Origin of the sequence: Asticcacaulis sp. EMRT-3, from assembly GCF_030027245.1 — a bacterium.
Lineage (GTDB): Bacteria > Pseudomonadota > Alphaproteobacteria > Caulobacterales > Caulobacteraceae > Asticcacaulis.
Map to the genome: position 1 here is coordinate 237,609 of NZ_JASERT010000001.1, position 13,536 is coordinate 251,144.

The 13,536-nt window shown below is 58.9% G+C and carries 14 protein-coding genes; 8 read left to right on the forward strand and 6 right to left on the reverse strand.

What is annotated here, in order from left to right:
• Nucleotides 1–2 precede the first annotated feature (2 nt).
• Nucleotides 3–284, reverse strand: a complete 282-nt coding sequence (locus QB905_RS01150; protein ID WP_282972738.1) for a BolA family protein — start codon at nucleotides 282–284, stop codon at nucleotides 3–5.
• A gap of 68 nt (nucleotides 285–352) precedes the next feature.
• Here QB905_RS01150 and QB905_RS01155 point away from each other — a divergent pair, with 68 nt between their 5' ends.
• The 4 genes from QB905_RS01155 to cobT all read left to right on the forward strand — a co-directional run bounded on the left by QB905_RS01155 (nucleotide 353) and on the right by cobT (nucleotide 4,660).
• Nucleotides 353–1,015, forward strand: coding sequence for a J domain-containing protein (locus tag QB905_RS01155; protein ID WP_282972739.1), 663 nt, complete (start codon nucleotides 353–355; stop codon nucleotides 1,013–1,015).
• 122 nt (nucleotides 1,016–1,137) lie between these two features.
• Nucleotides 1,138–1,587 carry a GFA family protein gene (locus QB905_RS01160; protein ID WP_282972740.1) on the forward strand — a complete coding sequence of 150 codons (450 nt, stop codon included), beginning with the start codon at nucleotides 1,138–1,140 and terminating at the stop codon, nucleotides 1,585–1,587.
• Between the two features lie 106 nt (nucleotides 1,588–1,693).
• Entirely contained in the window at nucleotides 1,694–2,695 is a 1,002-nt protein-coding gene (gene cobS / locus QB905_RS01165) for a cobaltochelatase subunit CobS (protein WP_282972741.1), read from the forward strand.
• A 114-nt stretch (nucleotides 2,696–2,809) separates the two neighbouring features.
• On the forward strand, nucleotides 2,810–4,660 hold the full coding sequence (gene cobT, locus QB905_RS01170) for a cobaltochelatase subunit CobT (protein WP_282972742.1): 1,851 nt from the start codon (nucleotides 2,810–2,812) through the stop codon (nucleotides 4,658–4,660).
• Between the two features lie 79 nt (nucleotides 4,661–4,739).
• Here the strand turns inward: cobT and rpmB are convergent, their stop codons facing one another.
• The 4 genes from rpmB to QB905_RS01190 all read right to left on the reverse strand — a co-directional run bounded on the left by rpmB (nucleotide 4,740) and on the right by QB905_RS01190 (nucleotide 7,012).
• On the reverse strand, nucleotides 4,740–5,033 hold the full coding sequence (gene rpmB / locus QB905_RS01175) for a 50S ribosomal protein L28 (protein ID WP_282972743.1): 294 nt from the start codon (nucleotides 5,031–5,033) through the stop codon (nucleotides 4,740–4,742).
• A 265-nt stretch (nucleotides 5,034–5,298) separates the two neighbouring features.
• Nucleotides 5,299–5,817: a CarD family transcriptional regulator gene (locus QB905_RS01180; protein ID WP_282972744.1), complete on the reverse strand. Its 519-nt coding sequence runs from the start codon at nucleotides 5,815–5,817 to the stop codon at nucleotides 5,299–5,301.
• 435 nt (nucleotides 5,818–6,252) lie between these two features.
• Nucleotides 6,253–6,591 carry a ferredoxin FdxA gene (gene fdxA, locus QB905_RS01185; protein WP_282972745.1) on the reverse strand — a complete coding sequence of 113 codons (339 nt, stop codon included), beginning with the start codon at nucleotides 6,589–6,591 and terminating at the stop codon, nucleotides 6,253–6,255.
• A 121-nt stretch (nucleotides 6,592–6,712) separates the two neighbouring features.
• Nucleotides 6,713–7,012 (reverse strand): RNA-binding S4 domain-containing protein, encoded by a 300-nt coding sequence (locus tag QB905_RS01190; RefSeq protein WP_282972746.1) that lies wholly within the window; start codon nucleotides 7,010–7,012, stop codon nucleotides 6,713–6,715.
• Between the two features lie 126 nt (nucleotides 7,013–7,138).
• On the opposite strand from QB905_RS01190, the gene QB905_RS01195 reads away from it, so the two are divergent.
• Nucleotides 7,139–9,643: a glycoside hydrolase family 9 protein gene (locus QB905_RS01195; RefSeq protein ID WP_282972747.1), complete on the forward strand. Its 2,505-nt coding sequence runs from the start codon at nucleotides 7,139–7,141 to the stop codon at nucleotides 9,641–9,643.
• Between the two features lie 27 nt (nucleotides 9,644–9,670).
• Entirely contained in the window at nucleotides 9,671–11,185 is a 1,515-nt protein-coding gene (locus QB905_RS01200) for a glucuronyl esterase domain-containing protein (protein ID WP_282972748.1), read from the forward strand.
• Between the two features lie 137 nt (nucleotides 11,186–11,322).
• On the opposite strand, the gene QB905_RS01205 is transcribed toward QB905_RS01200, so the two are convergent.
• Nucleotides 11,323–11,649, reverse strand: coding sequence for a hypothetical protein (locus QB905_RS01205; RefSeq protein WP_282972749.1), 327 nt, complete (start codon nucleotides 11,647–11,649; stop codon nucleotides 11,323–11,325).
• Between the two features lie 430 nt (nucleotides 11,650–12,079).
• Here QB905_RS01205 and QB905_RS01210 point away from each other — a divergent pair, with 430 nt between their 5' ends.
• Nucleotides 12,080–12,568, forward strand: a complete 489-nt coding sequence (locus QB905_RS01210; protein ID WP_282972750.1) for a Panacea domain-containing protein — start codon at nucleotides 12,080–12,082, stop codon at nucleotides 12,566–12,568.
• Nucleotides 12,568–13,353 (forward strand): hypothetical protein, encoded by a 786-nt coding sequence (locus QB905_RS01215; protein ID WP_282972751.1) that lies wholly within the window; start codon nucleotides 12,568–12,570, stop codon nucleotides 13,351–13,353. Before QB905_RS01210 ends, QB905_RS01215 begins: the two co-directional genes overlap by 1 nt.
• The last annotated feature ends 183 nt before the right edge of the window (nucleotides 13,354–13,536 follow it).

Consider the following 13,536-nt stretch of genomic DNA (forward strand, 5'->3'; position numbering starts at 1 on the left):
GGCTAACCGGGCGAAAATTCTTCCGGTGCCAGGGTTTTCAGGCTGAGGGCGTGAACCGGCCCGGCCAGATACTCGGCCAGAACCTGATTGACCAGACGTTGACGCGCCACGCGATTCAGCCCCCTGAAGCGTTCTGAAACAATGATGATGGAAAAATGACTTTCTCCCTCTTTCCGAGCGCCCGCGTGTCCACTATGTTTGGCGCTGTCGTCGTGAATCTCCAGATGCTGGGGCTGCAAAGCCTCATCGAGCCTGGATTTCAGGCGGTCGGCCACGATTCCCATAGTTTCGTCTCACTTTGTCTGTCTGGCGTTTTGTCAAAAATTAAACATCGAGGTTCATATCTTAGCATATGAGTGAAGGATTTAAGTACAAGCCCAAATTCATGGATATGCGCATCCGTCCGCCCAAGGAAGGCGAGGAGCAGACGCGCAGGCCCGAAGACGACGTGCTGCACCTGAAGCCGGGTGAGAAGCGCTGTGAATGGCCGGAATGCCATAAGGCCGCCACGGCGCGCGCGCCGAAATCGCGCGAAATGATGAACGAATACTATAATTTCTGCATGGGCCATGCCGCAGAATATAACAAAAACTGGAACTATTTCGCCGGCATGAGCGAAGGCGAGGCGCGCCGTCAGCGCGAATCGATCATCACCGGCGACCGCCCCACCTGGGCCTTCCGCGCCTCGCGCGTCAGCCGTGAAGCCGCCAATTTCGCCGCCAAGGGCACGACCAGCGGCGGGCGCTACGATCCGCACAGCGTCTTTGGTGCAGGTGCAGCCCCCTTGCGTGACAAGAGCGCGCCCGCCCAGCGCACCTTCGGCAAGATCGAAATTCAGGCCTTCGCCGATCTCGATCTCGAAACCGGCGCCACCGCCGAAGAGATCCGTGTCCGCTACACCGAAATGCTCAAGCGCTGCCACCCCGATAATAATGGCGGTGATCGCTCGGCCGAGGACAAGTTGCAGCGCGTGATCAAGGCTTATAAAGTCCTCAAAAAAATGAACCTCGCGTGATGATGAGATATTTGGCCGATTAGGGCGTCAGCATCGCTTGCCCGTATTCATATACGGGCGGCGCTCGCTTCCTGCTACTCGACTCAAATCTCTCATCATCGCTGTGCGTAAGGGCGGCGATCATGCGTAAAATCCACAAAGGCGGTTGCAGTTGCGGGGCGGTGCGGTTTGTGATCACCGGGCCGCTGGGCCGCGCCTCGGTCTGCCATTGCCGCATGTGCCAAAAGGCGTTCGGCAATGTGTTCGCACCGCTGGTCAGTATTATCGACGGCTCTCTGGTCTGGACGAAGGCCGAACCGGCGCGGTTTCAAAGCTCCAATCTGGTCAAACGCGGCTTCTGCCCGGCCTGCGGCACACCTCTGAGCTATGAAGCGCCCGACGGGCTGGCCGTGGCCATCGGCGCCTTTGATCATCCCGCCGACATCGTGCCCGACATCCAGTTCGGCACCGAAGCGCGCATTGGCTGGCTCGACCATCTCAATGACTGGCCCGCCCGCGATACGCTCGACGACATCGAGGCCGCGCCTTTCTTAAGCGACCTGATCAGCTATCAGTACCCGGACGAAGCATAAAAAAACACAACGGAACCTATAATCAGGGTTGTTTCGGCTGCGCTAAAGTCTTAGCTGATCATGAGAAATCCCTATACGCTGCCAGTACGCCGAAAGACTTTTGATCATGTCCGCCGAACTTGAATATGCCGATCCCCTGCTCAACCACACGCCCGACAAAAAGGTCAGTATCCGTGAGGTGTTCGGCGTCGATTCCGACATGATGGTACCGGCCTTTTCAACGCGCGACCAGCATGTGCCGGACATTGATGAGGCCTATCGTTTCGACCCGCAAACCACTCTGGCCATCTGCGCCGGCTTTGCCTATGACCGCCGCGTCATGGTGCAGGGCTTTCACGGCACCGGCAAATCGACCCATATCGAACAGATCGCCGCGCGGCTCAACTGGCCTCTGGTGCGCGTCAATCTCGACAGCCATGTCAGCCGGATCGACCTGATCGGCAAGGACGCCATCGTGCTGAAGGACGGCAAGCAGGTCACCGAATTCCGCGAAGGCATCCTGCCGTGGGCCCTGCAACGCCCGGTGGCCCTGGTGTTCGACGAATATGATGCCGGCCGCCCCGATGTGATGTTCGTCATCCAGCGCGTACTGGAAGCGCAGGGCCGCCTGACCCTGCTAGACCAGAATAAGGTGATCAAGCCCAACCCCTTCTTCCGCCTGTTCTCGACCACCAACACCATCGGTCTGGGCGACACGTCGGGCCTTTACCACGGTACGCAGCAGATCAATCAGGGCCAGATGGACCGCTGGTCACTGGTCACCACGCTCAACTATCTCAGCCATGAGGCCGAGATGGCGATCGTGCTGGCGCGTGTGCCGGAATTTGATACCCCAGAAGGCCGCCCGGTGATCGACGCTATGGTGCGCGTGGCCGATATGTCGCGTTCGGCCTTCGCCAATGGCGATATTTCCACCGTCATGTCGCCGCGCACCGTCATCACCTGGGCGCAGAATACGCTGATCTTCGGCAATGACCCCGAACAGGCCTTCCGCCTCAGCTTCCTCAACAAGTCCGATGAGCTGGAACGTCATACCCTGGCCGAATTTTACCAGCGCGCCTTCGGCACCGATGTGCGTGAAAGCGCGCTCAGAGTGAAAGTGATCTAATACAGGAGAAAAAGTCCTTCGCTGCGCTCAGTGTACTTTTCCCCTGGGCCATCAGGACAGATCGCGGCTCGGGGCGGCCCTTCGCCTTGATCTGGCATTTTTAAGCAGGCAGGCGTGACTCAGAAACCGACCATCCTTTCCGAACCGTTCAAAAGAGCGCTGGTGCATTCCACCCGCGCGCTGGCGGAGGATTCTGAGCTGGAAGTGGTGTTCGGCTCGGATGGCCCGCGCCTTGATGGCAACAAGCTGGTTCTGCCGCATCCGCCGCGCGATCTGGCGCCGAAACTGGCCCAGCGTGTGCGCGGGCAGGCCGACCGGCTGGCCCTGCGCAAGGCCCACCACGACATCGCCCAGCACAACCGCGCCCGTCCGCGTGATGATGAGTCGGGCGATGCCTTCGACGCGATGGAAGCGGCCCGGCTCGACGCTATCGGGGCGCGCGCCATGCAGGGCGTCAGGCGCAATCTGCTGGCGGCGCAGGAAAACGACATCGAGCGCTCCGGCCTGATGCGCAAGGAAGAGCGCGCCGAACTGAACGTGCCCGAAATCCTCGGCCTGATGGCGCGCGAAACCCTGACCGGTGATCCCGTGTCTGCCAGCGTCGAGCGACTGGTTAATATGCTGCGCGCCGAGATTGCGTCCAAAACCGGCGATGGACTGGAAAAACTGGCCGGACTGGTTCACGATCAGAAGGCTTTCGACAAACAGGCCCGCACCATCCTGACGGCGCTCGACCTCAAGGATGATAGCCTTGATGCCGAGCAGGAGGAAAAGGAGCAGGGCGAGGACAGCGAAAGCGAGGGCGACAGCCCGAAAGATCAGGCGCAGGACAAGGAACAGCCCGACGAAGGCGAGCAGAAGCCCGACGAGGCCGATCAGGAGTTGGCCGGCGAGGAACAGGCGCAGGCTTCGGAAGACGACTACACCCAGATGTCCGGTGATCCGCAGGCCGCATCCGATACGGCCACCGACGAAGTGCCGGATGGCGAGGCGGGCGAGGCCGAACGCCGCGAAGACGGTCTGCCCGAAGCCAGCGCCAAAAAGGACTACGAAGTCTTCACCCGCCAGTTCGACGAGGTGATCACCGCCGAGGAATTGTGCGATCCCGAAGAACTGGAGCGCCTGCGCGGCTTCCTCAATGCCCAGCTCGCCAATCTGGCCAATGTGGTGTCGCGCCTCGCCAACCGCCTGCAACGCAAGCTGATGGCCCAGCAAAACCGTTCCTGGTCGTTTGACCTCGAAGAGGGCGTGCTGGATGCGTCGCGGCTGACGCGGGTGATCGTCGATCCCAGTGCGCCTCTGTCCTTCAAGCAGGAAAAGGACACCGAGTTCCGCGACACGGTGGTGACTCTGCTGCTCGATAATTCCGGCTCTATGCGGGGCCGTCCGATCATGGTGGCGGCGATCTGCGCCGATATTCTGGCCCGCACGCTGGAGCGGGTGGGGGTCAAGGTCGAGATCTTAGGCTTCACCACCAAGGCGTGGAAGGGCGGACAATCGCGTGAAGCCTGGGTGCGGGCGGGCAAGCCGGCCAATCCGGGACGGCTCAATGACCTGCGCCACATCATCTACAAGGCTGCCGATAATCCGTGGCGGCGCACTCACCGCAATCTCGGCCTGATGATGCGCGAAGGGCTGCTCAAGGAAAACATCGACGGTGAGGCCCTGGCCTGGGCCAATAGCCGCCTCGTGGCGCGACACGAACAGCGCAAGATTCTGATGGTGATTTCCGATGGCGCGCCGGTCGATGATTCTACACTATCGGTCAATAGCGGGCATTATCTCGAAAACCACCTGCGCCGGGTGATCAGCGATATTGAAAATGCGGGCCATGTCGAGCTGGTGGCCATCGGTATCGGCCATGATGTGACGCGCTACTATAAACACGCGCTCACCCTGATCGATGTCGAGCATCTGGCGGGTGGGCTAATGGAACAGCTCACGGCGCTTTTTGACGTGAAATAGCCCGGCTGCCATACCTCATCCAGACAACAAAAAACCCGGCACGAAGCCGGGCTCTTTGCATCATGGGGCCTGGAAAGGCTTAAGCCTTGGTCTCTTCGAGCTTGGCCTTGATCTGCTTCTTCAGGCGACGGGCGCGCAAGGACAGGTCGTCGTCATTGGCCTTGACGAGGAAGGCATCGAGCCCGCCACGGAAGTCGAGCGTGCGCAGGGCAGCGTTCGAGATTTTCAGGCGGAAAGACTGGCCGAGCGCTTCCGATTGCAGAGCGATCTGGCTCAGGCTCGGCAGGAAGCGGCGCTTCGTCTTGACATTAGAGTGGCTCACGGAATGGCCGACCATGGGGCCGACACCGGTGAGTTCGCAACGACGCGACATGGGATCTACCTTTAATAAGCTGCAATAACGAGGTGCGCGTCCGAACACCTGTCCGTCGCGCGAGAGGTGGGTCTATAGGCAAAGCGGGCGATGAGGTCAAGGGAAAAACGGCATTTTCTGCCGGGATGCGCCACCGGAGGCGGCTATACGGGATGGCTTACCTTAAGATAGGCGGGTTGAATGCACAGGAGGATAGAGGGTTGCACAAAAAAAGCCTTCCGGCGAACCGGAAGGCTTTTTGTCACCGACAAAGCGCGCTTTGTTTTTAAGCGGCCTTGGTCAGGTTCTTGTTGAGAATGGCCACGGCGGCGTCGCGGTCGATCTTTTCGATGGCCGCCACTTCGCGGGCCATGCGGTCCAGCGCCGATTCATAGAGCTGACGCTCCGAATAGGACTGTTCCGGCTGGTTGTCGGCGCGGTGCAGGTCGCGCACCACCTCGGCCAGGGAAACCAGGCAACCGGAGTTGATCTTGGCTTCATATTCCTGGGCGCGTCGTGACCACATGGTGCGCTTGATGCGCGCGCGGCCTTTCAGCGTGACCAGGGCCTGCGACATGACGGCATCGGCGGCCAGATGGCGCAGACCGGCGGTCTTGGCCTTCTTGGTCGGCACGCGCAGGGTCATTTTTTCATGGTCGAAGGTAACGACATAGACTTCCAGACTGTAACCGGCCACTTCCTGTGTTTCGACCCCGGCAACGGCACCGACGCCGTGGGCCGGATAGACGACCTTGTCGCCTACATTGAAGTCATGACGGGAAAGGGTGAGGGTGTCTGCGGACATAGGCGAACCTTTCGCGGGTTGTGACGACGGGCGGCGGTCAGCCTGGCCTGCGGCGTCAGGGTAGCGCTACCAGCGCGCAAGGCGCGGGCAAAACCACAGGGCACACGAAATCCTCAACCCGGAGAGTTTTTCTCAAGGACTGAGGTTTATGTGCCGATTCCTGACTAAGACAAGGCTATCATCCGACCTGCGTCGAGGGGCATAACAGGTTCAAAAAGGGCGAACCCGAACGCTCAAAAACAAACAAAGATATGCGCGCGTCATCGGGTTTTCAGCCCATGCGGAGAAAGTCTCCTATAGGCGTGCGGAACCCCTGCGACTCTTGCAATACATGTACATATATCACAAATTTACGACAAAATAAAGCGGGGATAAGTCGGCGGCCGGACAAATGTTAAAAAATTACAGCCGGGCCGCCTTCGCATGACCGGTCGCCTACTTGCCGTCGCCGGGCTTTTCGGAAAAATACTTCTCGAACTTGCCGGTTTCACGCTCAAACTCTTCGCGGTCGGCAGGCGGCGTACCCTTTTCGGCGATATTCGGCCAGATGGCGGCGTATTTGGTGTTGATTTCCAGCCACTTGGTGCCTTCGTCCTCGGTGTCGGGCTTGATCGCATCGACCGGGCATTCCGGCTCGCAGACGCCGCAATCAATGCACTCGTCGGGATTGATGGCCAGGAAGTTTTCGCCCTCATAGAAGCAATCGACCGGACACACTTCCACGCAGTCCATGAACTTGCACTTCACGCAAGGATCCATAACAATATAGGTCATGTCGGTCTTCCAGTCTCTGTCTTCGGGTTTCGCATCTGCGTCATGCTCAGATAAGGCGCGTGTGTCAAGAGTCTGGCCCGTTTGCGGGCCGCATTTGTTCTAATCACTGGCATTAGCGCTGTTAAGCTGGTGAATTTCCGTAAGCTTTATAAAGGCTTTGCGCCTCGCTGGCCGGGCCGCGCCGCTCACCGGCGGCGCAGATTTCGATGTCGATCAGGCGGGCGCCCAGCGCGAAGATCAGCCGGTCGCCGGGTTTAACCATAGCCGAGGCTTTTTCGACCCGGCCGATCTGACCGAAGCGTTCCAGCCGGATATGGCCCGACTCGCACGTCTTCGCCGCCAGACCGCGCGTCTTGAAAAAACGGGCGCGCCACAGCCAGACATCGAGACGGACAGAGGGCGGAGGGGATGGATCGGGCATGTCTGATGATATTGGAATCGAGTCGGAAAAAGTCAATTCGTCCTTGTGGCGGCGCAGGCTTCGGCTATAAAACTTGTAACCGATTACAATAAGGCCGCTCAAAGGCTGTGCATCAGGGATGATACAATGAGAAGATTGACACTGGCCGCTTCGGCGGTGACGGTTCTGGCGGCGATTTTCGCAACGGCGGCGGGGCCCGCCTTGGCCGAGCCCCTGCTTAAACTGAATGATAAGGGCTATTTCGAAGCGCCGGGGCTCAATGTCACCGTGTTTGCCGACATCTATCCCGATGGCCACCAGACGGGGGTGACGGTCATTCAGCACGGTACGCGCGTCGCCGCCAATGGTGATTTGCGGCTGGAGCCTTCGCCCGGGCAATGGTCGCCCATGCCGGCGGGCGATGGCCCGCCCAGCGTCGATGCCGCCACCGACACGGTCAGCCAGACCCTGCATTACCCGGACGAGTCGAAAAACCGCAAGGGTTTCAACCCGATCGACTATCCCGATCTCAATTTTACCTATCATGTGCGCGTCACCCCGCTGGAGGGCGATTCCTTTCGCGTGACGGTCGATCTCGACAAGCCGCTGCCCGCTGACTGGGAGGGCAAGGTCGGCTTCAATTTCGAACTCTTCCCGACCGATCTGTTCGGCAAGACCTGGCTGATGGATCAGCCCGACGGGCAAGGTAAAGGCGGCATCTTCCCGCGTCAGGCCGATGGCCCGGTGCTTGATGATCACGGTCAGACCATCACCGCGCCGATGGCCGAGGGCAAGACCCTGGTGGTGGCTCCGGAAAGCGATCTGCAACGCCTGAAGATCGTAAGCCAGACCGGCGAGCTGGAACTGCTCGACGGGCGCGGCAATATGAATAATGGCTGGTACATTGTACGCGAAATCACCCGGCCGGGGGCAACCAGCAACGCGATTTCCTGGGTCATCACCCCGCATGTCGATCCCGACTGGCGTTCCGCCCCGGTGGTGCAGGTGTCGCAGGTCGGTTATCGTTCCGATCAGGCCAAGACGGTGGTGATCGAGCAGGATAAGCGCGATGATCGGGTCGATCCGCTGACCCTCTATAAGCTGACCGATGACGGGCCGAAACAGGTCGGGGTCTATACGCCGAAGCCGTGGGGCCAGTTCCTGCGTTATCATTACCTGACTGCCGATCTCAGCGCCGTCCGTGATCCCGGCATGTATGAGCTGAGCTATCGCGGCCAGATGGGTCATGCTTTCAAGATCGGCAATGATGTCTTCGACCGCGGCGTCTGGCAGCCGACGCTCGAATATTTCCTGCCGGTGCAGATGTCGCACATGAAGGTGGTCGAAAACTACCGCACATGGCATGGTCTGGACCATCAGGACGATGCGCGCATGGCCTTTCCCGGCGACCATTTCGACGGTTATGAACAGGGCCCGGACACCCTCACCAAATACAAGCCCGGCGAACATGTGCCCGACCTCAACGCTGGTGGCTGGCACGATGCCGGTGATTATGACCTGCGCGTTGAAAGCCAGATGGGCACGGTATGGCTGCTGGCCAAGATGGTCGAGGAATTCGGCCTGAACTATGACGCCACCACCATCAATGAAACGACGAAAGAAACCGACATCCACAAGCCGGACGGGGTCAATGACGCCATCCAGCAGATGGAACACGGCCTGCTCAGCGTGCTGGGCGGCTATAAGGCGATGGGGCGCACCTATCGCGGCATTATTGTGCCGACACTGAAGCAATATACCCTGCTCGGCGATGTTTCGACCGTCACCGATGGGCTCGATTATGACCCGGCCCTGAAGCCGGGGGAAAAGACCGCCACCACCTCATCCATCCCTGACGACCGCTGGGTGTTCACCGAAGACAATCCCAACCGCGAACTGGGTACGGCGGCGCAACTGGCGACGGCGGCGCGTGTGCTGAAAACGGCCAATCCGCAGATGTCAGCCGATGCGCTGGCCGCCGCCGAGGATCTGTACGGCAAGGCCATCGACCGCGCCGACGATCTGGGGCCTAAGGTCTTTGCCCTGTCGGAACTGGCCAGGACGACCGGCGATCCGGCCTATATCCAGCGTCTGATCGCCATGAAGGCCGACATTGTGGCCCATATCGACAAGACGGGCGCATCGCTGGCCGAGGCCATGCCTTTGATCAGCGATACATCCTTTATAGCTGATGTCGGCGCGGCGGTGAAAACCTATCAGGCGAAGCTGGCCGATGACGCCACCAAAACCCCTTACGGCGTGCCTTACGTGCCCTATATCTGGGGCGCGGGCTGGGACATTCAGAAGTTCGGCGTCGATCAGTATTTCTTCCGCAAGGCCTGGCCGCAATATACGCCCGACACCTTGCAGATGGACGCGCTCAATTTCGTTCTGGGCGTCCATCCCGGCGACAACCCCGAATCGTTCGCGTCGGGCGTCGGCGTGAAATCGGCCACCGTGGCCTATGGCGGCAACCGCGCCGACTGGAGCTACATTCCCGGCGGCGTGATCTCCGGCACCGCCCTGATCCGGCCCGACCTGCCGGAGCTGAAAATATGGCCTTATTTCTGGCAGCAGCGCGAATATGTGATGGGCGGCGGAGCCACCAATTTCATGTTCCTGGCGCTGGCGGCGGAGCACGAAAAGAAATAGGCTGGCGCAAAACACCCGGAGGATGCCATGAAATACCTTCCCGCCGCCCTGCTGGGGCTGGGCATGATCGCGTTGCCCGCCGTGGCGCAGGCCCCCGTCCATTTCACCGCCGAGCAGGACCATCAGAATATGATGGATCAGCTTGGCATCAAGACGCTGAGGCCGGGGCCAAGCGGCGATCCGGCTGCGCCCGACCACGCCAATTATGACGAGGCGAAGGCCAATCCTTACCCCGATTGGCCCCTGCCACTGGTCATGGCGGATGGAACCAGGGTGACCACGGCTGATCAGTGGTGGCACACGCGCCGTCCGCAGATCGCCGCCGATTTCGAGCGCGAGGTGGTGGGGCGCATCCCCGACAATGTGCCTGGCGTCACCTGGCATGAGGTGGCGACGGAAAACGAGTTCTACATGGCGGGCGGCCAGTTTCACCAGATCACCGCCACGCAATTGCAGGGCCATGTCGATAATGCGGCCTACCCGGCCCTGAGCGTTAATATCAACGCCATGCTCATTCTGCCACAGACGGCCAGTGCGGGGGACAAGGTGCCGGTGCTGATCATGTTCGGCCCGGCTGATTTCCCGGTGCCGACCGGGCCTGCGGGGGCTGATCTCGACCGGGTGAATGAGGCGCTGAAGGCCGATCTGGTGGCGCGCGATCCCGGTCTGGCGGCCATATTTGCCCAACATCCCGGCTACCGGATCGCGCCTGCCACGGCCTTTCCGCCAGCGCCGCCCGAACAGCGGGTGCAAGACCTGATAGCTGATGGCTGGGGCGTGGTGCTGCTCGATACCGCCTCCTATCAGGCCGATAATGGGGCAGGCCTGACCGAGGGGATTATCGGCCTGACCAATCACGGTCAGCCGCGCAAACCCGATCAGTGGGGGGCCTTGCGGGCCTGGGGCTGGGGCGCGTCACGGGTGCTGGACTATCTGCAAACCCGCCCCGAAGTCGATGCGAAACATGTGGGGATAGAAGGGGTTTCGCGCTGGGGCAAGGCCGCCCTGATCACCGCCGCCTTCGATCCGCGCTTTTACATGGTGCTGGTGGGGTCTTCGGGTGAGGGCGGGGCCAAACCGCACCGGCGCAATTTCGGCGAGGCGGTGGAGAGCCTGACCGGCAGCGGCGAATATCACTGGATGGCGGGCAATTTTCTCAAATATGGCGGGCCATTGACGGCGAAGGATCTGCCGGTCGAATCGGACGAACTGATCGCCCTGTGTGCGCCGCGTCTGACCTTTATCTCTTATGGCAATCCGGCGGCGGGCGATGCCAGTTGGCTGGACCAGCAGGGCAGCTATATGGCCACTGTGGCGGCCAGCCCGGTCTGGCCCTTGCTGGGCGGCAAGGGGCTTTCTGGGGGCGGCTGGCCCGTGGCGGCGGATTATCGCACCGCCAAAATGCCGCCGATCGGCACGGGGATGCTGGAGGGCGATCTGGCCTGGCGTCAGCATGAGGGCGGCCATACGGATCAACCCAATATGCCGTATTTTATCAAATGGGCCGATGCGAAGATGGGGCGGGCGTCAAAACTGCCTTAAGGTAAGGATACTTCTCCGTCTGTTCGCTGCGCTCACATCCCATGATTTTAGCACAGGAAGGCGGGTGACAGACGGCACATCCCTCCTCCCCATTTATGGGGAGGTGTCGGCGCAGCCGATGGAGGGGTCATGTCGCTTCACGGCGGATCGGTAGGGTCGCCGTCCGGGTCTTCGTCGTCTTCGTCTTCGTCGTCGTCGTCTTCAACTTCCGGCTCTTGCGGGCCGGGACCATAGGGCGGATAGCCCTTGGATTTGGCCAGCTTGTCGAGCTTGGTCATGATGATGTCGATATATTCATCCTTATGGGCCTCGGCATAGGCCTCGTCGTCCTGATCTTCGTCACAGTCGTCGTCATACGGGGTTGAACGTCCGCCGGAACCCCCGCCTGAGCGGCGCTCACGCAGGCGATCCCGGCTTGTCGGGGCCGGGCTTATCGCTTCGTCGTGCGTCGGGTTTGCGTCCATGCCGACAGGATAGACGCGGATGGCGGGGCGGGGGATTATTCCGGCGGCGGTGCGCTCTTATCCTCCCCTGCACAGCGGGGGAGGTGGCGGGCGAAGTCCCGCCGGAGGGGGCATTCCCCTTATCCGGCGGTGGCCCCCTCCGGCTCGACTCAGGCCTTCGGCCTTGCTCGCCACCTCCCCCGCCTTGCAGGGGAGGATTATTTCCTATATCTCCCCGACTTGTCGGGGTTTGGCGTCGGCGAAGGCATGTCCTCGCCAGCCATGGGACCGCGCCCGCAGGGCGTGGTGGGGGGTGCTTACTAAAGTAGTCGCGTCCGAAGCGGGGGCTTGCGTGCGTTAAGACAGCCAGAACCCTATCGCTTGAAGCTTATTAACAGATTTATAACTATTTGAGTTGTGAACAAATCAAGAATGTTCTAGTTTCGCATGTATGTCATTTGATGTAAGAGCAGTTGCCAACTTTGTGCTTGATCTAGCTGACAAGTTAGAGCAACCCGTGACCAATATGCACATCAATAAGATAGTCTATTTTTTACATGCGGATTATCTTGTTGCCTTTGATGCCCCCCTTGTCACAGCTAAAATTGAAGCGTGGACGCATGGGCCAGTATTCCGAGAGCTATATCGAGAATTTAAAGACTCCGGAGAGTCGAAGATCACAAAAAGAGCTACTTATCTCGACCCTATTACGGGTGAAAAGAGGAAGGCTGAATGTAGCTTTCATGAAGAGGAAGAGAAATTTCTAGTAGACTTAGTGAAGAGGTATGTGTTGCTATCGGCTAGCGCATTGCGTTCTCACTCACATATCGAGAATGGCCCTTGGGATAAGGTTTGGAACCACGAGGGACGCGCAAACGCATCGATGCGCATTTCGGATCAATCAATCAAAGATTGGTATGGAAGGACGGTAAGGCACTAATGGACAGAGATTATAATAAGCTGCTCGCTAAACTGGACAGGCCGCCATCGGGCCATAACTGGTCACGTTTTGTGCACGACGGGGATGTCACTCGTACGACAAAAGAGATTGTAGCATTCGTAAAAGGGGTGCCGAAGATCACATATGTCACCGGAAGCTCTGCGATAAGGGATCGCATTCAATTTGGCATTGATCTTGAGACTGCTATCAACGTCACTAGACGCGGTGGTGCTCCCGCCGGACGAATTCAGAACGAAAATTTAGTGCGAGCATTCTTTGAATATGACGCGATAAGGCGATATACCTCTTGCAGTTACATTGAGGCTGAGCGTGAATGGTTCCGTGTTTCGCGTGAGGTGAGTGTGCCCGTGTCTCCGCTCGCTGTCGTTAGAGAAAAGGGGCAATTCGTTCCCGTCTTTTTATGCGGGTGGAGCGAACTAAAGCTCACACATTTTCAAAGAAGGCTGCTGGTGACAATTTATGAAGATGCATTTCTTTCATTGACTGATTTTCAGTCTTCACCTGCGGAATTTCTGTTTTTCCCTAACTTGCTGGAAGCTGGAAAAAAGAAGCGTGTTGCGGAAGTGTGGCAGCGCGGAGACTATCAGCTATTGACAGGTGCTGAACTAAATCGCGCTATCGAGGTTTTTTTAGATGCCAGAGAATTGGCGCGAGTTATTTTGCTTGAGGAGATGGCGAAGGCGAAGCAACCGGAAATGGTTGCAACTTCCACGTCAACATCGTTATCCACGTCACTGGATATTTTTGATAGTAGCGACAAATAACCATAAACATGTTTCTAAACGTACTTTCATGTTTGTTCCCTGCGAAGCAGAAAATCTAATATTTAATTAGATAAACCTGTATAGTTTGTTTTGGATGTGACCTAGCGTCGATATTTTTAGCAAAGCCTCCCATTTCGCACCCGCGAAAAATAATCCACCGGGGGCTATGGCTTTTGTCCCCGG